The following is a 22,285-nucleotide window of genomic DNA, read 5'->3' as shown; positions in this document are numbered from 1 at the left end:
ATCTACTTGAGTTCAGAGCCTTCTCCATTGCATCCATCATAAATCGGCTAAATCTTACTCCGAATAAATATTTTCAATTTCTACAATATACATCTTGTGGAAACCGCCATGAGCACCACCGTACCACTTTTCCAATGATTCCTTATCCAGAAAACATTCCGGTTTGATACCGTCAGCATAAAGCTTCTTACACTCCAGGCTCAATCGTGCCTGCTCAAACAACACATTGCCATTTTCTGTAAACACTGGTTTCAATCCAGTTTCTTTTACTTTATCTATATTACGTCCCGACTTGGAGCCACAAATAGCGTGAATTTTCTTATTTTCTTCTCCCAAGAAAGAAAGTGTCAGGTAATCGTTCTCCTCTACAAACTCGTATGTATACCGTTCGGGACGGATAAAAACGAAAGCAACCGGTTTATTCCACAGCCAACCGATGCCACCCCAACTTGCTGTCATCGTGTTAAACTTCTCTTTTGTTCCGGCCGTAACCAGCATCCACTCTTTTCCAATCGCTTCGAAAAAGTTTTCTTTCAGGTCTTTTACTTCTAATTTCTTCATCTCTTTATTCGTTTCTAATTATTTCTGTTTTTTCAATTTTACAATCTCTCCCAAATAGGGAATCTCCACTGGAATCTTCCGTTTCTTTGCTTCTGCTGCAAAAACTTTCGGAGGATCGTGCAAAGGCTCGTCAGACAAGTCGAATGTGCCATAATGCATGGGAATGGTAAGACCTGCATTCATTTCTTCGGCAGCAGTCAAGGATTCGTATGGCGATATATGGTTGGGACGCATAAACCAGCGAGGTTTGTATGCACCGATACCTAACAAAGCATAATCCGGTGCTCCGAACAGATCGGGAATCTCACGAAAATGGCTGGAATAACCCGTATCACCACTATAATAAAGAGAAATCCCATTTCCTTGCAGCATAAAAGCTCCCCACAGTCGCTGACCGCCATCGCGTACGGAACGTTTGCTCCAGTGTTGTGCCGGCAGAAACGTGATCTTCAATCCTTCATCTTCCATTTGTTGATACCATCCGGCTTCAATCACTTTCATTTCAGGGAACCATCCCTGAATCAGTTCACCGGTTCCCAAGCCGCAGAAAAGTTTCATTTGCGGGTTGTTCTTCAGTAAGCGGGCTATACTCTGTTTATCCAAATGGTCGAAATGGTCATGACTGACAAGTAGATAATCAATCTCCGTAAATATATCAGGATTAGCAGGAAATTCGCTCTGTCTTTTCACAAAAGGAATACTGCCGAACACCGGATCGAACATGATTCGCTTACCTGCTAATTGAAGAAAGAAAGAATTATGTCCGAGCCATATCAGAGAATCTCCTACCATCGCATCCAATGAGCGAAGATAACAAACTTTCGGGTCCCATTTCACCGTCTTCTTCTCTTTGCGTTGGGGATTGGGCGAAAGACGCCATTTCAACACGCTGCCCATCCCCGGACGGAAGCGATGCTGCCTGTTAAAAAAACGTCCGCGCACCATCGGATTTCCTCTCCAATAAGGATTGACTGTCGCTAAACGTTCGTTTCTCCTAAAACATATATGTTCACCCATTTTATTTCCTGAATACGTATTTACAAACTTACTAAAAAATCTCGATTTACGATGAATAAGGGAAAACAAAAAATGTACCCCGGACACACTATCGGGGTACATTTACTTATAAAAGAATAAATATTATCCTTTTTTAATAGAATGAGGCTTAGTTAACAGCAGTGTAGCCCATACAGAGGCAGTTGCCAGCCAAGAGCAGAAAGATTGATAACCATAATGACCGCACCCAATATCCATAAAATCAGTAACGACCATTTCAAACCTGTTCCCATTGGCGACCAATGGAATAGCTGGCGCAAGATAGTATACAAGAAAGCTCCTAATGGAATACCAATGAGGGCAACTCCGGCAATCGTACCTAATAATGTCATCATAGGAGAGACGGAAGCAACCGGCATCCAGTCGATGGCAGGCAACAATTCATAAAGTAAAGCTCCTCCACTGACTGCCACAGCAATTGCCGCAAATACCAACGCTACCAATACGACAGCCAATACGAACAAGACAGGGCAACAAAGAATGACAAGAGCTACCAGAAATATCTTAAAGAGGACGGCAGCAATGGAAACAAATACATCGCCTATCTTTTGAAGAAAGGTACGAGGTTTACCGGAGTTCACATAATTATTAACCCCATCTGCTACCCGTTCGAAGCCGTCTGTCACTGTTTTGCCAATATTCTCAATGGTTACCGCTTCTCCACGCATACTTAACTTTTCTGCGGCGGTACGGGCTTCCGGAATAACGAGCCATCCGATAACATAAAGGATAATCATCGGACAATAAGGCACAAACACCAGAATAATCATCAGGATACGCACCAATGTGATGTCCCAACCGAAGTAAGCTGCCAGTCCTGCTGCCACACCACCCAACAATTTATTATCCGGATCACGGAACCAGCGACGTTGGGCAGAGGTTTGCGTATTACTTTGATTAGCGGACGATGCTTGCTCCGTTCTTTTCTGTGAATCTGTATCCTCGTCAGCAATACCAAAATCTTCCGGTTTGCCTACGCGGGCGATAATTTCTTCTACATCCGAAACTGTGATGACCTGTTTTCCTTCAGTTACTTTCTCGGCAAACAGTTCGGCAATACGCATCTCAATATCGTCTACAATTTCTTCCGCACCCTCCTGTTTACGAAAATAATGTTTCAAATTAGACAGATAATTGTCTAACAGTCGGTAGGCATCGTCATCTATATGATAAACTATTCCTCCTAAATTTATGGTCAATGTCTTTTTCATTTTTATTTCTTCTTTTTCGAATTATCTATTGGCTATATGATTCACTGTGTCGTTAAGTTCTTTCCAGGAAATTTCCAGTTCTCCCAAAAAGGTTTCTCCTTGTTCAGTGAGTTTATAGTACTTGCGGGGAGGTCCCTGGGTAGATTCCACCCACTCATAACTTAACAGGTCATCATTTTTCAGACGGGTCAGCAACGGATACAAGGTGCCTTCCACTACAATCAGCTGGGCTTCTTTCAATTTCTGAATAATATCAGAAGCATAGGCAGGCTCTTTGTGCAGCAAAAGCATGATGCAATATTCAAGCATGCCTTTCCTCATCTGTGATTTTACATTGTCTACTTTCATTATTCACTTCTTTTAGATGGCACAAATATATGCATTACTTAAGTACCTTGCATTACAAAGTACTATAAATTAATAATAATTAAAACATTAGAGAGTGCTTACCTTATTATAAAAAGAAATAATGGTTATATTTGTGCCCGTTAAACCATAAAATAGAAAGTACGTATGTTTACAATTCGAAAAGCAACGGTAGCCGATTGCGAGCTTATTCATATGATGGCAAAGGAGGTATTCCCCGCCACCTACAAGGATATTTTATCTCCTGAACAACTGGATTATATGATGGACTGGATGTATGCTCCTTCCAATGTGCGCAAGCAAATGGAAGAAGAAGGGCATGTGTATTCCATCGCCTATAAAGAGAATGAGCCATGCGGATACGTCTCTGTGCAGCAACAGGAAAAAGATGTATTCCATCTTCAGAAAATCTATGTTCTCCCCCGCTTTCAGGGTACGCATTGCGGTAGTTTCTTATTTAAGGAAGCAATCAAATGCATCAAGGAGATGCACCCGGAACCTTGTCTGATGGAACTTAACGTGAATCGTAACAATAAAGCCTTGCAGTTTTACGAATACATGGGAATGAGAAAGTTACGGGAAGGTGATTTCCCGATTGGCAACGGGTATTATATGAATGATTATATTATGGGATTGGATATTTAATAAACCAAAATGCCCCGGAACAAGTATCGTGAATGTTCCGGGGCATTTTGTTATTTAGTCAATGACGGGATTCTATTTCGCTACGCGTTCCAACCATTTTACCATTGAAAGCATTACAATCATAGAAGCACCTGTTGCGCCTACAAATACTAACCAGCAAGCCCAGATAGGAACAGTGGTATAAAGAATACCACCGATAAACAGCAGTGAATTACCCACAGCTGTTGCAGCCAACCAGCAACCTTGCATTAATCCCTGCAAATGAGGAGGAGCAACCTTAGATACAAACGATAATCCCAGAGGAGAAATGAACAATTCGGCAACTGTAAGGATGAAATACAGACCGATCATAATCCACGGAGTCACACGAATAGCATTTATTTCAGCAGCACTCATAGTACCCAACACCTCTTTCGAAGGCAATGTAAAGGAGAATACCATCAAGAATACATACGCTAATGCGGCAATACCCATACCGATGGCAATCTTCATCGGGGTAGAAGGTTCTTTACCATTCTTTTTCATTGAGCCGAACATCCACATGATAAATGGAGTCAGGAATACAACGAAGAACGGATTAACGCTCTGGAATATTTCAGCTCCCTTGATCTGCGTAAAACCTAAGTCGATATTAATAACACTCAAATCCACATAGTCACGGGCAAAATAAGTCAAAGAATAACCATTCTGGTGGAAAGATAACCAGAAGAAAATAACAACACCGAATACTGCAAACAAAGCATAGATACGTTGTTTGATTTCAGTAGCGCTCATTTGGATTTCTTCCTTATTCACAGTCGCAGTACCTTTACTGGTTTCCAATTTAGTCGCAGGATCCGGGAAGCGTTTCTTATTTGCCATATAAATAATCAGCGAAACAAGCATAGCACCAATAGCAGCCATAAAAGCATACTGAAAACCACGGTTAAATACATCAAGGTAGTTATTAACAAACATACCCATATCTGTTACAGGAGTCCCGTCAAGAACAACACTCTTAGCCAAAGTTGTCAGATTCTCCATTGCTTGTGGAGCCATATCATTTCCTTTTTCTAAATATTGATGGCACAATTCAGGTAAAGTGGCATCATAATCAAAATTGTTCACCTTCAGCCACCAGTTGCGCACACCAATAGCAATAAACGGTGCAAAAACAGCCCCAATATTGATAAACATATAAAATATCTGGAAACCGGCATCACGTAGGTTTGAATATTTAGGGTCATCGTACATCTGGCCTACCAAAGCCTGCAGATTTCCTTTAAATAAACCATTACCAAAAGCAATCACCAAAAGTCCGAAACAGGTTAATCCCAAGTAAAGAGCCATACTAGGAACAGGGGTCGGAGTAGGAATGGCAATAATCAAATAACCGATAGCCATTAATATCAGCCCTACTAAAATAGTGCCTTTAAAATTTTTCGTCTTATCAGCAATAACACCTCCCGCCAAAGCTAAAATATAAATGGAAGCATAGAACGCGGAATAAATGTATCCGGTAGTTGTCTCGGACAATCCAAATTTCGCTGAAATAAACAATGTCAAAATCGCCATCATAATATAGAAGCCAAAACGCTCTCCCATATTAGCTAAAGCTGCAGCAATCAGACCTTTAGGGTGTTTACTGAACATAGATATAAGTTTTTAGAATTAATAAATGATTGATTTAAATAAATATTTCTTGCAAATATATACTTTTTCTTGAGTTTTTGCACAATGATTTGTTAAACTACTCCTCAAATAAACGACAAATTTCTGCTCTGGATTCACGAATCAAATCTTCCGGAGCTATTTTTATCTGAAGTCCCCGCACACCGGCACTTACATAAATATACGGAAACTCCCGGCTGGTTTCATGGATATAAGTAGGAAAATGTTTCTTCATGCCGATAGGCGAACAACCTCCCCGGATATATCCGGTAAGTGGCAGAAGTTCTTTTACGGGAATCAAATCACACTTCTTATTACCCGATGCTTTAGCTGCCAGTTTCAAGTCAACTTCATGTTCTCCCGGAATGACACAGACAAAATATCCGCTTTTATCGCCGTGCAGAACAAGCGTTTTAAAGACCTGCTCGATGTTCTCTCCTAAACTTGCTGCCACATGAACAGCACTCAAGTCGTTTTCATCTACTTCGTAGGGAATTAATTCATAGGCTATCTTAGCCTTATCTAACAGCCGTGCGGCATTTGTTTTATTGATTTTCATTTTCGTTGTATTTATAAGTTCTGTATCTGATAAATAAAGAATATGATATGATAAGTGCCAACTCATCGAAGATTGTCCGATAAGTTGGCACTCTATGATTTAAATTAGAGACCCAGCTCTTCGCGAAGAAACTTAGGTGTATATCCTTTAGGGCTCTTCGCAACTTCTTCCGGTGTTCCGTAACTAAGGAGTTCTCCCCCGCCCTTACCACCTTCAGGGCCCATATCGATAATATAATCCGCCATTTTAATCACATCCAGATTGTGCTCGATGACGATAACAGTATTACCTTTATCTACCAGCTTATTCAATACTCCCATCAATACACGGATATCTTCAAAATGAAGTCCGGTAGTCGGTTCGTCAAGGATATAAAGAGTTTTGCCCGTATCTCTTTTTGATAGCTCCGTTGCCAGTTTCACACGCTGGCTTTCTCCACCGGAAAGAGTGGTAGAAGATTGTCCCAGTTTTATATACCCAAGTCCGACATCCTGCAAGACTTTAATCTTATTCAAGATTTGCGGCACATTTTCAAAGAATTCCACAGCACGGTTGATCGTCATGTCAAGTACATCGGCAATTGATTTTCCCTTGAAACGCACTTCCAGTGTTTCCCGGTTATAACGTTTACCGTGACAAACCTCACAAGGCACATATACGTCAGGAAGGAAATTCATTTCAATCGTCTTATAACCATTTCCCGTACATGCTTCACAACGCCCACCTGCAACATTAAAGGAGAAACGTCCCGGTTTATAACCACGAATCTTAGCTTCCGGCAGACCCACAAACAGGTTACGGATATCAGAAAACACACCGGTATAAGTCGCAGGATTGGAGCGTGGCGTACGTCCCAAAGGTGATTGATCCACATCTACTACCTTATCTATATTTTCCAACCCTTCAATCGAATCGTATTCCAAAGGATCTTGTAAAGAACGATAGAATTTCTGTGAAAGAATCGGCTGCAAAGTTTCATTAATCAAGGTGGATTTTCCACTTCCTGATACACCAGTTACGCAAATCAGTTTACCCAACGGAAATTCAACATCTACATTCTTCAGGTTATTCCCCTTCGCTCCTTTCAGCCAGATAGATTTCCCATTTCCTTTTCTACGCTTGGCAGGGATTTCTATCTTCATCTTGCCATTCAGATATTGCGAAGTCATTGTATCTGTATTCAGCATCTCCTGCGGGGTTCCGGCGAAAACGACTTCGCCTCCGAGACGTCCGGCTTTCGGACCCATATCGATGACATAGTCGGCAGCTAACATCATATCCTTATCATGTTCCACTACAATCACGGAGTTCCCCATGTCGCGGAGTTCTTTCAACGAGTTGATAAGACGCAGATTATCACGCTGATGCAGACCGATACTCGGCTCGTCGAGAATATAAAGTACATTCACTAATTGCGAACCAATCTGTGTAGCCAAGCGGATACGCTGACTCTCACCACCAGAAAGACTAACAGAGCTACGATTCAATGCCAGATAATCCAGACCCACGTCCAGCAAGAACTTCAAACGTGTGCGAATCTCTTTCAGAATCTCCACCGATATTTTCTTCTGCTTATCGGACAGGAACTCATCCACCTTCATCAACCAGTCGTATAACTCGTTGATATCCATATTCGCCAACTCATTGATATTCTTATCATGGATACGAAAATGCAAAGCTTCTTTATTCAAACGAGCCCCTTTACATTCGGGACAAACCGTTGTTTTGGCAAATTGTTCCGCCCATTTCTGTGCTGTTGCAGAAGCATCCTTTTCCTGCAACATCTGAATATACTTCACCACTCCTTCGTAAGTAACAAAGTAATCGGAGGAAGTACCGATCAGCGAACTCTTGATTTTAATCCGTTCGTCAGAACCGTACAAGACTTCATCAATCGCATCGTCCGGCAACTCCTTTATCGGAGTTTTCAGTGTTGCGTCGTACTTCTCGAGCAAAGCACCGATTTGCCAGAAAATCATCGCATTCTTATATTTTCCCAAAGGTGCTATCGCTCCTTCATAAATGGAAAGTTCACGATCGGGAATCACTTTGTCCACATCAATCTGATTGACTACTCCCAATCCCTTACACTTCGGACATGCCCCTTGCGGTGAATTGAATGAGAAGTTATGCGGAGCCGGTTCACGATAAGACAATCCGGTGACAGGACACATGAGCCGCTTACTATAATGACGGATGCTTTCAGACTGGGCATCCAGAATCATCATCAACCCATCTCCCTGGCGCATAGCGGTTGCCACACTCTGTTTCAAGCGCCGGTCATCTTTCTCCGCTACCACTAATTTATCAATAACCACTTCTACATCGTGATTTTTATAGCGGTCGAGTTTCATGCCATGCGTTATTTCACGCACTTCACCGTCCACCCGTACATACAGGTATCCTTTTTTACGTATTTGTTCGAAAAGTTCCCTGTAATGTCCCTTACGTGAACGAACTAGCGGAGCCAGCAGATATATTTTCTTTCCTTTATAATCTTTCAGAATCAAGTCCAGAATCTGCTCTTCGGTATATTTCACCATCTCCTCACCCGACAGATACGAATAAGCCACTCCAGCACGGGCATACAGCAAACGGAGATAATCATATATCTCCGTAGTCGTTCCTACGGTAGAACGGGGATTTTTATTCGTTGTTTTCTGTTCTATGGAGATAACCGGACTCAAACCAGTTATCTTATCGACATCCGGACGTTCCAGATTGCCCAAGAAGTTACGGGCATACGCTGAAAAAGTTTCGATATAACGACGCTGTCCTTCGGCAAAAATCGTATCGAAGGCTAAAGAAGATTTTCCACTACCGCTCAATCCCGTGATAACAGTCAAACTGTTACGGGGAATTTCGGCATCAATATCCTTTAAATTGTGCACGCGCGCACCGTACACATTAATATATTCTGTTTCCTGCATATTCATATCCTTCCATAAATGTTGCAAAATTAATGTTTCCGCCCGAAATATGCTCCTAAAAAAGCACAATATTATTTTCTTAACTCAAATCTTATGAAGATATAGGGCATTATTTGTACCTTTGTTCCTTGATTTCAAGAACCAATAGTTATAATTTGATGAAACCGATAAACCGTATATTCTTATTTCTGCTTTTTATAAGCGTTTCATATGCTATCAGTTATGCACAGGAAAACCAATCATATTTCTTGCATACCATCGAAAAAGGACAAAGTTTATACTCCATCTCCAAGATGTATAATGTCACTACATCAGACATCATACGTCTGAATCCGGGCTGTGACGAAAAGATCTATGCCGGACAGACAATCAAAATTCCTACGGGAAAAGAGAGTCAGAAGGGAGAAACATTCCATACAATTCAAGCCGGAGAAACACTATACAAACTGACAACCATGTATAATGTATCCGCCAAAGATATTTGTGAAGCAAACCCCGGTTTGAGTGCCGAAAATTTCCGTATCGGACAGGTTATCCTGATTCCACAGAAAAAAGAAGAGCAAACTGCTACTGCAACTCAAACGCCTACCGAACAGACCACCATTCAAGGTCCTGTTGTTCCGAAATGCAAGGATATGCATAAGGTAAAACGCAAAGAGACTATTTTTAGCGTGAGCCGTGAATATGGAATCAGCGAGCAGGAGTTAATTGCAGCTAACCCGGAACTGAAAAAAGGCATGAAAAAGGGACAATTCCTTTGCATCCCTTACCCGGTAGCAACGACCGTGCAACCTACACAGAAGGAAGATCCTTACGCTATTCCTCCCAGCAATAGCGAGCTTTTCCGCAAAAGTAAAGAGACTCCCCAAAAGCTGTCTACCATTAAAGCAGCCTTATTGTTGCCTTTCCAGGAAGACAAACGCATGGTGGAATACTACGAAGGTTTCCTGATGGCAGTAGACAGTCTGAAACGTACAGGTATTTCTCTTGATCTATATGTATATGATTGTGGAAAAGATGTTTCTACATTAAATACAATTCTTGCCAAGAACGAGATGAAAAGTATGAATATCATCTTCGGTCCGATGCATCAGAATCAAATAAAGCCATTGTCCGACTTCGCAGAGAAGAACGACATACGCCTGGTGATTCCTTTCTCTCAAAAAGGAGAAGAGGTATTCAACAACCCGGCTGTTTATCAGATCAATACGCCTCAATCTTACTTATATTCAGAAGTTTACGAGCACTTCACCCGTCAATTTCCCAATGCAAACGTTATCTTCATAGAACCGGCGAGCGTTGATAAGGAGAAAGCGGAATTTATCAGCGGCTTGAAACAAGAGTTGAAAAGTAAAGGAATTCCAATGAGAACCGTCAGTGAAAGCGCAACGAAAGAAACGTTGAAAGCAGCGCTCCGCAGTGATAAAGAAAACATCTTTATTCCGACATCAGGCAACAACGTCTTACTAATTAAGATACTTCCTCAACTGACGCTGTTAGTCAGAGAGAATCCTGCAGAGAATATTCATCTGTTCGGCTATCCGGAATGGCAGACCTATACCAGAGATCATCTGGAAAACTTCTTTGAATTGGATGTATATTTCTATTCTTCATTCTATACGAATACGTTGTTCCCGGCAGCTGTGCAGTTTACCAATGCTTACCATAAATGGTATAGCAAAGATTTGGCAAGCAAATACCCTAATTACGCAATGCTGGGTTTTGACACCGGCTTCTTCTTCCTGAAAGGATTATCGCTTTATGGCTCGGAACTGGAAAACAATCTGCCTAAAATGAACCTGACTCCCATCCAGACCGGATTCAAATTCGAGCGTGTAAACAACTGGGGAGGATTTATTAATAAAAAGGTGTTCTTCATACGTTTCACTAAGAATTTTGAATTAGTAAAACTTGACTTCGAATAATACGAAAATGATAAAGATAAAACCATTTTTGATCGCAACACTCCTACTTACAGGATTTGCCCTTCCTGCTGTCGCTCAAATCGGAGAAGCACGAAACAATTTATCGGTAGGTATCAATGGAGGTGTCAATTTAAACAGTGCTTCTTTTACTCCCACCATCAAGCAAAATAGCCTGATGGGAATTACCGGAGGTTTGACAGCACGTTATATATCCGAGAAGTATTTTGCCATGATTTGTGGCGCACAGGTCGAGTTGAATGTCTCGCAACGAGGCTGGGACCAATTATTTGAAACAATATCACTGGACGCCAACGGATATGAAGTCACTTCGAAGGACCCTACTAAAACTTACACTCGCAAAATGACTTATATAGATATTCCTTTCCTCGCTCACCTTGCTTTCGGACGAGACAGAGGATTGCAATTCTTTGTCCATGCAGGTCCTCAAATCAGCTTTCTAATCAGTGAATCGGAAACAATAAAAGGTATTGATATGAATAGCTTATCTGATACACAGAAAGCCCTGTACGGAGTTAAGATTCAAAATAAGTTTGACTATGGTATTGCTGGTGGCGGTGGTGTAGAACTTAGAACAAAGAAAGCTGGTAGCTTCATCGTTGAAGGCCGTTATTACTTTGCCCTGTCTGATTTCTACAGCACTACTAAGAAAGATTATTTCGCCCGTGCAGCGCATGGAACCATTACCATAAAGCTCACATATTTATTTGATTTGAAGAAATAACCCCTCTTTCAAGGAGGAAGAGATTAAAACCTCTTATTTATAAACAAAATCCCATTCATAACGAACTAAAAAATCCCCACTAACTCTAAACGAATTAGCGGGGATTTCTATTTCTGGGGACTTTAGTCCTTTTTATCGCAATCTATCCGCAGCTTTTACCATCACCTCATCCCGTCCGATAGCACGGATAGCCAGTATATTCAGGATGATGGAAACAAGCGGCAAACACAATGCCCAGCCTATACGGAACATATTTTCATCATTCTTCAATGCAAAATAAAAAGCAAGGGCAGCAATGTAATAACCTACTAATAATAAGCTATTGAAAATTGTCATGCGAATCTGCAACATACGGTTCTTATACAAAAAGATAGTAGCCACAGCCACGATAGTGCTAACCATCAGAATTCCGAATAAGCCCCATGTAGACTGAATAGCACCGTTTACTTCCAATCCTAATGCCTTAAAAGGATGTTCTCCCATCGCATCAATGAAGTAGCCCATCGGCAAACACATGGCTGTAATCAGCAATCCTACAACAATCAATAAATAAACAGTTTGAATTCGTTGAATCATAAGTATTCTAAATAGTAGTTGAGTTAAACAATAATAGCCAAGCAATAAGGAGCAGGGATCATCATCCCACTTACTACTTGACTATCAAATTCTTCGTCAGAAAATAAATTACTGAAGTTTTTCTTTCTCCTTAGCCGGATTTCTATAATATATTTTCCCTTCGATGTATTCTTGCGTAGCAATCAAGTCCGGTTTCGGCAATTTCTCATAATAACGAGAAATTTCGATTTGCTCTCTATTTTCAAACACTTCTTCCAAATTGTCATTGTAAGAAGCAAACTCTGCCAGTTTCTTAGAAAGATCGTTTTTGATTTCTACACTGATCTGATTAGCACGCTTACCAATAATGGCAACTGTTTCATAAACATTACCTGTATCAGCACAGAGTTCCATCATATCACGGGTTACTGTTGTAGCAGGAGCATTCGTTTTTTTGTAGTCCATAAATCTATTTAAATTTAGTCTTTAATTACTTTCTGTGATTCATTGAATATCTTCTCGGCTTCTTTCAAATATTTACTTTCAGGAAATTCATTCTTAAAAGCGTAATATTCATCAATCGTTTCGCGGTAACGATCCATCTTCTTGTCTTCAACGCTATAGATAGCCATTTCGTGTCTTGCACGCAGAACCAAAATGGAAAGTTCTTCACGATAATCAGTATAAGGATAATCCTTCAATGCATTTTGAGCTGTGATTACACAAGACTCATAGTTATTGCCCAAATAATTACCCAGATTATAATATAACCTTGCTGAATAAAGCTCTTTCAATACCAGTTTATCCTGTAAAGCAAAAATCATATCCTGTGCTTCCTGCTTCTTTGTGCTGTTCGGGAAATACTCCATGAACATCTGCAATTGCTGGATAGCCTGATAAGTGCTTGACTGATCCAAACGTGGTTCCGGAGTATCCAGGAATAAAGCCTTACCTGCATGGAAACGTGCCAGTTCAGTAAAAGTACCACGAGGATATGTATTGAAATAGGTGATAAATGTCTGGGCAGCTGTCTGATAATCTTTCTGATTATAGTAGCTCATTCCCAACATATACAAAGATTCTTCCGCTTTATCGGTTCCTTTCAGAATGGTTATCAACTCATTCAGCAACGTAGCTGAACGATTATACTGTCCCTTCGCAAAATAGTTTTTGGCGGCTTCGTACTTGTATTCGTAATCGGTGCTTTTCAGCAATTTATTGTACTCTCCACATGATGTAAGAGTAGCCGCCGCAAGCAAAGTTATAATGATATTTTTCTTCATCCTATTTAAAAATAATGCGCAAAGTTACTTATTCGCTGGGAATTTAGCAATTAATCTGTGTTTTTTAATACATAAAAGGCGTTAAACATCGACAAAAGGAGAGAAAATGACGTCGAAATACAAATGACAAACTATAAACTGCAGATTATAAACGAATCACAATAGTGACGGTATGTGTTCAGGATAGTGACGGTATCGTTGGCATATACCGTCACTATCTTCACCGGATAGCGTCACTATATTTATAGTAAAAACGGTAAGCAATTGCGCTGTCCTTGAATTGGATAACACAACTGTTTACCGTTCATTATTTATTGCTCACTGTATATTTACAGCTTATACAAGTCACTTGCAGCCAGTAGATCGACTTTCTTTTCTTTCAACACCTCGATACACTTATCCAGGTTGCTGGGGCGGATCACTACATTTGCAATATGGTTATTGGCAAACGAATACATATATTCAATAAATACGCCCTCTTCTGATAAATATCCCAGCACTTTTGCCAAAGCACCTGGTATATTGGGACAGCTTATACCTACCACATCAGTCACATTCACTGCAAAATGATTATCTTTTAAAGCTTTGTATGCTCTATCCGGATCGGATACAATTCCACGCAAAATACCAAAATCAGCATTTTCGGCAATGCACAAGGCAGAAAGATTGATATTTTCTTTCGCCAGCACTTCAGTCACTTCCGTCAAACGGCCTGACTTATTTTCCAAAAAAATAGAAAGTTGTTTTGCTACCATTATCGTAAAGTTTTAAGTATTAAATCTTTCTGTTATCAATCACACGTTTTGCTTTACCTACGCTGCGTTCAATGCTGCGAGGCTCTACCAGTTTCACGTTGACTCCCAGTCCGAGTACGCTTTGCAAACGTCCTCCCAGTTTCTTCTTCAAAGCCAGCATTTTGTTGATCTCATCCGAATAGAATTCCGGACGTACTTCAACCTGGAGTTCCATTGTATCGGTATTGTTTTCACGACCTACTATCAACAAATAATGCGGTTCAAACTCTTCCATTTCAAGAATGACTGATTCAATCTGCGTCGGGAATACATTCACACCGCGGATAATCAACATATCATCACTACGTCCCAAAATACGATCCATACGTACCAATGTACGGCCACAGGAACATTTATCATGATGCAAGGCCGTCAAATCACGCGTACGGTAACGAAGTAACGGCATACCCTCTTTGGTTAAATGAGTAAATACCAGTTCTCCCGTTTGACCGGATTCCACCGGTTGCAATGTATTCGGGTCGATGATTTCCGGGAAGTAATGGTCTTCATTCAAGTGAGTCCCGTGCTGACATTCGCACTCGTACCCGACACCCGGTCCGGCAATCTCACTCAAGCCATAAATATCGTATGCTTTGATTCCCAACTTTTCTTCTATCTCATGACGCATATTTTCCGTCCAGGGTTCTGCACCGAAAGCACCGACTTTCAGTCGGAATTCTTCACGCGGTAAACCGGAATCTTTGATTGCATCTGCCAGATAAAGCGCATAGGAAGGAGTACAACACAGCACGGTCGATCCGAAATCGTGCATCAAGGTTATCTGTTTTTCCGTGTTACCACTGGACATCGGAATAACAGAAGCACCGATATTTTCGGCTCCTGCATGTGCTCCCAATCCGCCCGTGAACAGTCCGTATCCATAAGATACCTGAAAAATATCAGAACGCCCCGCTCCATAAGCGGTAAAAGCACGTGATATACATTCCGCCCATGTAGACAAGTCCCTACGGGTATATCCGACAACCGTCGGTTTTCCGGTTGTTCCGGAAGAAGCATGAATACGTACAATTTGGCTCATCGGCACGGCACAAAGTCCGAACGGATAATTATCTCTTAAATCATGTTTCGTGGTAAACGGCAGTTTTACAATATCATCAATACTATTGATGTCATCGGGAGTAATCCCCATTTCCTGCATCTTCTTTCGATAGAAAGGCGTGTTGTGATAAACGTAATCTACAATTTTCTTGAGTCGTATGCTTTGAATCTTGCGAAGACTTTCGCGGTCCATACACTCAATGCTCTCATTCCAAATCATGTGTTTCTGGTATTACTAGTTGTATGAATCTGTTTTTTGATATTAATATGTTGCAAAGTAAAGGATTTATTTGGAAAAATGATTTGTTATCTCGATTATTTTACCGAATATTGCTCCACTTTTTAGGATTTAACTATGAATTATGAACTAACATCAGCTTATAAACCTACCGGAGATCAGCCGGAAGCTATAGCACAACTTACTGAAGGGGTCCTTCAGGGAGTTCCCGCACAGACTTTATTGGGAGTGACCGGGTCGGGAAAAACATTTACCATTGCCAATGTGATCGCCAATATCAATAAACCTACGTTGATTTTGAGCCATAACAAAACACTGGCTGCCCAGCTCTACAGTGAGTTTAAAGGTTTTTTTCCCAAACAATGCGGTAGAATATTACGTTTCTTACTATGATTATTACCAGCCGGAAGCTTATCTGCCGAACAGTGATACATATATAGAGAAAGATCTCGCCATCAATGACGAAATCGACAAGCTCCGGCTCTCTGCCACTTCCGCCCTACTCTCCGGGCGAAAAGACGTGGTAGTGGTTTCTTCCGTATCTTGTATCTACGGTATGGGAAATCCTTCGGACTTCTACAAAAATGTCATCGAAATAGAACGGGGACGGATGATGGACCGCAATGTGTTTCTACGTCGTTTGGTAGACAGTTTGTATGTTCGCAATGATATCGACTTGAACCGTGGCAATTTCCGGGTCAAGGGCGACACGGTGGATATTTATCTGGCTTATACCGACAACCTGCTCCGCGTCACCTTCTGGGGGGATGAAATTGACGGCATCGAAGAGGTAGACCCTATCACAGGAGTCACTATCGCACCATTTGACGCCTATAAGATTTATCCGGCCAACCTGTTCATGACTACCAAAGAGGCTACTCTCCGTGCTATTCATGAAATAGAGGATGATTTGACCAAGCAAGTAGCTTTCTTCGAATCTATCGGCAGGGAATACGAGGCCAAACGATTGTATGAGCGAGTAACTTACGATATGGAAATGATTCGGGAATTGGGACATTGTTCCGGAATTGAGAATTATTCCCGTTATTTCGACGGCCGTGCTGCCGGTACCCGCCCCTATTGTTTGCTCGATTTCTTTCCGGATGATTTCCTGATCGTTATCGACGAAAGCCACGTAAGTGTACCCCAAATCCGTGCAATGTACGGAGGAGACCGTGCGCGAAAAATCAATCTTGTGGAATATGGTTTCCGATTGCCTGCCGCTATGGACAATCGCCCGTTGAAATTTGAAGAGTTTCAGGAGATGGCAAAACAAGTAATCTACGTCAGTGCTACACCGGCGGATTATGAATTGATTCAGTCGGAAGGAATCGTCGTGGAACAGGTGATTCGTCCTACCGGTCTGCTTGATCCTATCATCGAAGTACGTCCGAGTCTCAATCAGATTGACGATTTAATGGAAGAAATCCAGCTCCGTATTGAAAAGGAAGAACGCGTACTCGTCACTACACTAACCAAACGAATGGCAGAAGAACTGGCAGAATATCTTCTTAATAATAATGTGAGATGTACCTATATCCATAGTGATGTCGACACACTGGAACGTGTGAAGATTATGGATGATCTCCGGCAAGGAGTTTATGACGTACTTATCGGGGTCAACCTGCTTCGTGAGGGTCTCGACCTTCCGGAAGTGTCTCTCGTCGCTATTCTCGATGCAGACAAAGAAGGATTCCTCCGCTCCCACCGTTCGTTGACACAAACTGCGGGACGTGCCGCGCGTAATGTGAACGGTAAGGTAATCATGTATGCTGATAAGATGACGGATAGTATGAAACTGACGATTGATGAAACGAACCGTCGCCGCGAAAAGCAGTTGGCATACAATGAGGCAAACGGAATTACCCCGCAACAGATTAAAAAGGCCAGAAACTTGTCTGTATTCGGTAATGCAAAAGAGGCAGATGAGCTGTTGAAAGAAAGACATGCTTATGTAGAACCTTCTACTCCGAATATCGCAGCAGATCCGATAGTGCAGTATATGAGTAAAGCGCAGATGGAAAAGAGTATCGAGCGTACCCGCAAACTGATGCAGGAAGCAGCCAAGAAACTTGAATTTATCGAAGCCGCACAATATCGTGACGAATTATTGAAACTGGAGGACTTGATGAAAGAGAAATGGGGATAAAATTTCCCCTTTGTTCACTTATTATAGCCTGATTGCTAAGGGCTGAAACTCTTAACAAACCTGTAACTTCGCATTTAGTCTATTAATTAGTGTTATAAAAACACCAATTAAGGGCTGATAATTTGCAAAGTTACCGGAATCCCGTATCTTTGCACTGTGTTTTTCATAGTATTAGATTTAAGGTTAACAAAGGTTGGAGCAAGGCGTTGCTCCTTTTTTTATGTCTATACGTCACCTTCAATGAAAAATATAAAATTGAAAAGACATAATGTACCACTCTCTAAAGCATAAATTAAGGAGGATTGCAGATATAGACTGATCGTTCATTACGACTGAATCTATTCATGCAATCCTCCCATTTCTTATAGTTGGATTATTCCTACTTCAAGCGATGATAAATCAAAGAGCCTTCTCTATGGCATTTTTAATCAACGGCTCCATAATATCATATCCCTCGCTCGTTGGATGAACTCCATCTTTAGTATATTGAGGATTCAAGGCCTGATTTTCGTCAACCACCATTGCCTTGTAATAATTAACAAACGGAATTTTATTTGCTTTTGCATAAGCCTCTATCCGGTCATTTAAAGATTTAATTTTCTGCGGAACATCTTTTATTTCCATTCTCCACTTAAATGCAGCAGCAGGCAATACGGAAGTCAAAATTACTTTTATTTTATTTGCTTTTGCCAGTTCCGCCATAGAAACGATGTTTCCGAATGTATAATCTTCATTATACGCTTGTGTATTTTCAGCGACATCATTTGTTCCGGCATTAATCACCACTAAAGCAGGAGAAAGATTAATCACATCTTCCCGGAACCGTAACAAGAATTGATAGGAAGTCTGCCCACTGATTCCACGGCCAATGTAACCATTTGATTTGAAAAAATCCGGATGAGTCCTTACCCATCCTTCCGTAATGGAATTTCCCATAAAAATAACCCGTTTGTCTTTCTTTGTCGCTTGTGGAAGTGCAGCATTTTCTTTTGAATAACGACGTAGATTAGCAAAATCATTTTTCTGCGCATAGCTTTCTCCTATCGAGAAACTCAAGCAAACAACAGCCAATAATATCCATTGGCCCCATCTTCTTTTATCCATGTTTATATTAAGTATTAGTAATATTATATTTCATGCAAAGATAAAAAGAAAAGCGATGCACCATACTTTGTACGGCTATTTTTTGTGCATTTCCATGCCATAATGTGCTGATAAATGTCAGACGCGAGAGATTTTTTCTGCATATTTGTTATTGTTTTCAGGTTTCCAGCAAAAATACGCCATACGCTGGGAGCTTCTAAATTCATCGGTTCTTTTCAATTGGTTTCGGTTCTAAATAGTCATATACGTTCGCATATTAATAACCTTTCTTTGGGGAAGCAAAAGTTAGAGGCTTCATTTGCCTGAAACGAAGCCTCTGAATGTATCAAACAGAGGCTCTGCCGCATGGGTTTAGAGCCTCCATTTAGGGAATAAAAAGCGCCTTTTTGCCGAACGCATAGTGGAACACTCTCCAAAGGCAGATAACTCACTATATGACAACTGGTTACGCCTTCCTAAAAAGCCCCCTTGAACACTTACCGGTATTATTATAAATATATAAATAATAAACTATATATATTAAAATGTATAGTTCGATTTTTCTATTTTTGAATCTTTATAACGCAAATCGCATGTGCTAAAATTTATTTGTAGCTTTGCTTTTTTCGAATAAATTCAGCTGTTAAATCAGTTCATAGTAATTATTAAAAAAGTTGATGAAGAAAGAAAAATGGAAGCATACGCATTTATCTGTCGTCCAAAATATCGAATAACCGTTAAGGCGAAGGTACTTTTTCTTAATCTATGTTATATAACATGCGTTTTTTCTTGGATTATTTGCTAATTTCACAACAGTCCGTATCTTTGCATTGTGTTTTTCATAGTATTAGATTTAAGGTTAACAAAGGTTGGAGCAAGGCGTTGCTCCTTTTTTTATGTCTATATGCTTGATTTCCTAAAAAAGAATGGTATTTTTGTAAAGTCACAATTATTATCCGAAACATGAAACGCAAACTACTTTATACCACTCTAATAATAGCTATTCTGTGTGTAATCAGCATACTTGTATGTAACAGGACGATCAAGAAACACACAGTCTCCAAACTATATACGGAAGTAAATACTATCCCCTCCAACAATGTAGGATTACTTCTCGGAACTTCTCCCAAGTTGAAAAATGGAAATAACAATTTATATTTCGATTATCGAATTCTTGCAACAGTAGAGTTATATAAAGCCGGGAAAATTAAATATATCCTCATCAGCGGCGATAACCGTAAAGAGGATTACAATGAACCGGAAGAAATGAAGAAAGCACTCATACAAAAAGGTATTCCTGAAAAATTCATTTATTTAGATTATGCCGGATTCCGGACTCTCGACTCTGTTGTACGTGCCAAAGAAGTGTTTGGACAGAATCGTCTGACCATCATCTCACAACGTTTCCATAATGAACGAGCGATCTATCTTGCAGAGAAAAATGGAATAGACGCCATCGGGTACAACGCACAAAATGTAAATGCTTATGCCGGACTGAAAACTAACATCCGGGAATTACTCGCAAGAGTCAAAATGTTTATAGATTTAGGTATGGATAAACAACCTCATTTCTTGGGGGAGAAAATCATTATTGGAAACAATAAATGACTAAATACAAAATGCCATGAATAAACACAAAAGATAAAACCTATGAGACATCAACAAAATAAGAAAAAAACAGCCTGGAAGAAAAGTCGCACCTTTGGTGACATTAAAGGAGGAAGAATGCGAATCAAATTAAAGGATAATATAGTGAAAAGAGAACACTCTTTATTAAAACCAACTGAATTTGATAAATGCCCCATTTATATAATGGAAAATCCGTCCAGGGATTTCTATTTTCCAATAACAATAGACCATATTGAAAGTGTATTGAATCAATTACCCGAAAAAGATGTATCATGTATAACACACATATGGCTACGCAAGCCTAATTCTAAAGTAAATTGCCAAAGTTATTTTACTACGGGTAGTGGAGTATATGCCATCATACTGTATCCATTTCCCAAAAACAACAAAATATCCATAGGAAAGAGCAAACCCAGTCACAAACTACTAACATGGTATAAAGGCTATGCATCTGAACCTGTAAAAGAACGAGATAACTGGTATATTGAATTCACAGAAGAAAATGCAAGAAGATATTATCTTGAACGTTTATTAATGCATGAAATCGGACATTGTGTCAATGTATGGTTAGTTTATAATAAAGCAGCAAACTACAAATCAGAAAATAGTGCAGATAATTATGCTTTGAATAATAAACTTGAAATAACTTATTAAATTATGGAACAACAAATTCAACTCAACGATCACAATAAGCAGGAATACCCTCCTATGCATACAGCAGAGCATTTACTCAATGCAACCATGGTGAAAACCTTTGGCTGCCCACGTTCTCGCAATGCCCACATCGAAAGAAAAAAAAGCAAATGTGACTATATACTTTCGTCATGTCCGACAGCGGAACAAATCCAGTCTATTGAAGATAGAGTGAACGAGGTAATCAGTCAGAACCTACCTGTGACTGTTGAGTTTATGACTCATGAACAGGCCAAAGATATTGTAGATTTAAGTAAGCTACCTGCCGATGCAAGCGAAACTCTTCGCATTGTCCGCATTGGAGATTATGATGCCTGCGCCTGCATCGGATTGCATGTATCCCATACTTCTGAAGTGGGTACCTTCAAAATCATTAGTTATGATTATGACGAAGAAAGGCAAACACTAAGAATAAGGTTCAAACTGATCGAGAAGAAGTAAACAGGTTATCAAATTAATATCTATCTTATATAAAATAAATAAAAACAGGATACATTTTGTCATTTATATTGCAAAAATGACATTATAAAAATGACAAATAGACAATTTTAGTCTCTAAAATCTCTTGGCATAAGGTTTGCATTTATAGAAACGAACAACGGTTCGAGAGCGGACGATGGAAGGCGGGATAACCGATACCATCGGAAGTGAAAATGCCGAAGTTCTAAATTTATTAATTGAATGTTTAACTTAAAGATAGGAGACTAAAATTATGATGCCTGTTAGAAGAACTCAAAGTTGGTTACCAAGTATCTTTAATGATTTCTTTGATAACGATTGGATGGTAAAAGCAAATGCTACTGCACCTGCAATTAATGTTTTGGAAACAGAAAAAGAGTACAAAGTGGAATTGGCTGCTCCTGGTATGACGAAGGATGATTTCAATGTTCGCATTGATGAAGACAACAACCTCGTTATCAGCATGGAGAAGAAGACTGAAAACAAGGAGGAAAAGAAAGACGGTCGCTATCTGCGTCGCGAATTCTCATACTCTAAGTTCCAGCAAACAATGATTCTACCGGACAATGTGGACAAAGAAAAAATTGCTGCATCCGTAGAACATGGTGTTTTAAACATCGAACTTCCGAAACTCTCTGAAGAAGAAGTGAAGAAGCCCAATCGGCAAATCGAAATAAAGTAATACGGTAACCACTTGC

At 40.2% G+C, this 22,285-nt stretch carries 20 protein-coding genes and 1 pseudogene; 8 read left to right on the top strand and 13 right to left on the bottom strand.

Going from position 1 to position 22,285, the window contains the following annotated elements; genetic code table 11:
• Positions 1 to 54: 54 nt before the first annotated feature.
• The 4 genes from BSCG_RS08655 to BSCG_RS08670 all read right to left on the bottom strand — a co-directional run bounded on the left by BSCG_RS08655 (position 55) and on the right by BSCG_RS08670 (position 3,176).
• Positions 55 to 561 carry a flavin reductase family protein gene (locus BSCG_RS08655; RefSeq protein ID WP_004312718.1) on the bottom strand — a complete coding sequence of 169 codons (507 nt, stop codon included), beginning with the start codon at positions 559 to 561 and terminating at the stop codon, positions 55 to 57.
• 18 nt (positions 562 to 579) lie between these two features.
• Entirely contained in the window at positions 580 to 1,578 is a 999-nt protein-coding gene (locus BSCG_RS08660) for an MBL fold metallo-hydrolase (RefSeq protein ID WP_008776615.1), read from the bottom strand.
• Positions 1,579 to 1,730: 152 nt separating this feature from the next.
• Positions 1,731 to 2,828 (bottom strand): PspC domain-containing protein, encoded by a 1,098-nt coding sequence (locus BSCG_RS08665; RefSeq protein WP_008022796.1) that lies wholly within the window; start codon positions 2,826 to 2,828, stop codon positions 1,731 to 1,733.
• A gap of 21 nt (positions 2,829 to 2,849) precedes the next feature.
• Entirely contained in the window at positions 2,850 to 3,176 is a 327-nt protein-coding gene (locus tag BSCG_RS08670) for a PadR family transcriptional regulator (protein WP_004312715.1), read from the bottom strand.
• Between the two features lie 165 nt (positions 3,177 to 3,341).
• Here BSCG_RS08670 and BSCG_RS08675 point away from each other — a divergent pair, with 165 nt between their 5' ends.
• Entirely contained in the window at positions 3,342 to 3,839 is a 498-nt protein-coding gene (locus tag BSCG_RS08675) for a GNAT family N-acetyltransferase (RefSeq protein ID WP_008776613.1), read from the top strand.
• Between the two features lie 72 nt (positions 3,840 to 3,911).
• On the opposite strand, the gene BSCG_RS08680 is transcribed toward BSCG_RS08675, so the two are convergent.
• From BSCG_RS08680 to uvrA, 3 genes are all read right to left on the bottom strand, one after another.
• Positions 3,912 to 5,471: a peptide MFS transporter gene (locus tag BSCG_RS08680; protein WP_008022801.1), complete on the bottom strand. Its 1,560-nt coding sequence runs from the start codon at positions 5,469 to 5,471 to the stop codon at positions 3,912 to 3,914.
• A 97-nt stretch (positions 5,472 to 5,568) separates the two neighbouring features.
• The gene (gene ybaK / locus BSCG_RS08685) at positions 5,569 to 6,048 is read right to left on the bottom strand and encodes a Cys-tRNA(Pro) deacylase (protein ID WP_008776612.1); all 480 of its coding nucleotides are present in this window, start codon (positions 6,046 to 6,048) and stop codon (positions 5,569 to 5,571) included.
• A 104-nt stretch (positions 6,049 to 6,152) separates the two neighbouring features.
• Positions 6,153 to 8,978 (bottom strand): excinuclease ABC subunit UvrA, encoded by a 2,826-nt coding sequence (gene uvrA, locus BSCG_RS08690; RefSeq protein ID WP_004303626.1) that lies wholly within the window; start codon positions 8,976 to 8,978, stop codon positions 6,153 to 6,155.
• A gap of 158 nt (positions 8,979 to 9,136) precedes the next feature.
• Between uvrA and BSCG_RS08695 the strand changes: the two genes are divergently transcribed.
• Together BSCG_RS08695 and BSCG_RS08700 are read left to right on the top strand one after the other, a co-directional pair.
• Positions 9,137 to 10,903 (top strand): LysM peptidoglycan-binding domain-containing protein, encoded by a 1,767-nt coding sequence (locus tag BSCG_RS08695; protein WP_008776611.1) that lies wholly within the window; start codon positions 9,137 to 9,139, stop codon positions 10,901 to 10,903.
• Positions 10,904 to 10,910: 7 nt separating this feature from the next.
• Positions 10,911 to 11,645: a porin family protein gene (locus BSCG_RS08700; RefSeq protein WP_004299987.1), complete on the top strand. Its 735-nt coding sequence runs from the start codon at positions 10,911 to 10,913 to the stop codon at positions 11,643 to 11,645.
• 132 nt (positions 11,646 to 11,777) lie between these two features.
• Here the strand turns inward: BSCG_RS08700 and BSCG_RS08705 are convergent, their stop codons facing one another.
• From BSCG_RS08705 to BSCG_RS08725, 5 genes are all read right to left on the bottom strand, one after another.
• A complete protein-coding gene (locus tag BSCG_RS08705) occupies positions 11,778 to 12,221 on the bottom strand; it encodes a DUF4293 domain-containing protein (RefSeq protein ID WP_004299988.1) in 444 nt (147 codons plus the stop codon).
• A 108-nt stretch (positions 12,222 to 12,329) separates the two neighbouring features.
• Complete coding sequence (locus BSCG_RS08710) at positions 12,330 to 12,665, bottom strand: DNA-directed RNA polymerase subunit omega (RefSeq protein ID WP_004299989.1); 336 nt, start codon at positions 12,663 to 12,665, stop codon at positions 12,330 to 12,332.
• 14 nt (positions 12,666 to 12,679) lie between these two features.
• Positions 12,680 to 13,483 (bottom strand): outer membrane protein assembly factor BamD, encoded by an 804-nt coding sequence (locus BSCG_RS08715; protein WP_004299990.1) that lies wholly within the window; start codon positions 13,481 to 13,483, stop codon positions 12,680 to 12,682.
• Between the two features lie 329 nt (positions 13,484 to 13,812).
• Entirely contained in the window at positions 13,813 to 14,238 is a 426-nt protein-coding gene (locus tag BSCG_RS08720; RefSeq protein WP_004299992.1) for an amino acid-binding protein, read from the bottom strand.
• 19 nt (positions 14,239 to 14,257) lie between these two features.
• Entirely contained in the window at positions 14,258 to 15,556 is a 1,299-nt protein-coding gene (locus tag BSCG_RS08725; protein WP_008776609.1) for a phenylacetate--CoA ligase family protein, read from the bottom strand.
• A 135-nt stretch (positions 15,557 to 15,691) separates the two neighbouring features.
• Between BSCG_RS08725 and uvrB the strand changes: the two are divergent.
• Positions 15,692 to 17,723, top strand: a pseudogene (uvrB, locus tag BSCG_RS08730) (excinuclease ABC subunit UvrB).
• A 399-nt stretch (positions 17,724 to 18,122) separates the two neighbouring features.
• Here uvrB and BSCG_RS08735 read toward each other — a convergent pair.
• The gene (locus tag BSCG_RS08735) at positions 18,123 to 18,827 is read right to left on the bottom strand and encodes an SGNH/GDSL hydrolase family protein (protein ID WP_004309262.1); all 705 of its coding nucleotides are present in this window, start codon (positions 18,825 to 18,827) and stop codon (positions 18,123 to 18,125) included.
• Positions 18,828 to 19,769: 942 nt separating this feature from the next.
• On the opposite strand from BSCG_RS08735, the gene BSCG_RS08745 reads away from it, so the two are divergent.
• The 4 genes from BSCG_RS08745 to BSCG_RS08760 all read left to right on the top strand — a co-directional run bounded on the left by BSCG_RS08745 (position 19,770) and on the right by BSCG_RS08760 (position 22,269).
• On the top strand, positions 19,770 to 20,414 hold the full coding sequence (locus BSCG_RS08745) for a vancomycin high temperature exclusion protein (protein WP_004309264.1): 645 nt from the start codon (positions 19,770 to 19,772) through the stop codon (positions 20,412 to 20,414).
• Between the two features lie 42 nt (positions 20,415 to 20,456).
• Positions 20,457 to 21,089, top strand: coding sequence for a hypothetical protein (locus BSCG_RS08750; RefSeq protein WP_004309265.1), 633 nt, complete (start codon positions 20,457 to 20,459; stop codon positions 21,087 to 21,089).
• Between the two features lie 3 nt (positions 21,090 to 21,092).
• Positions 21,093 to 21,569, top strand: coding sequence for a hypothetical protein (locus BSCG_RS08755; RefSeq protein WP_004303639.1), 477 nt, complete (start codon positions 21,093 to 21,095; stop codon positions 21,567 to 21,569).
• 271 nt (positions 21,570 to 21,840) lie between these two features.
• Positions 21,841 to 22,269 carry an Hsp20/alpha crystallin family protein gene (locus tag BSCG_RS08760; protein ID WP_004300008.1) on the top strand — a complete coding sequence of 143 codons (429 nt, stop codon included), beginning with the start codon at positions 21,841 to 21,843 and terminating at the stop codon, positions 22,267 to 22,269.
• The last annotated feature ends 16 nt before the right edge of the window (positions 22,270 to 22,285 follow it).

This window comes from Bacteroides sp. 2_2_4 (assembly GCF_000157055.1).
In the GTDB taxonomy this organism is placed as follows: Bacteria; Bacteroidota; Bacteroidia; order Bacteroidales; family Bacteroidaceae; genus Bacteroides; species Bacteroides ovatus.
Note: the sequence above shows the minus strand (reverse complement) of the source record. Positions and strands in the feature narration are given on the sequence as shown.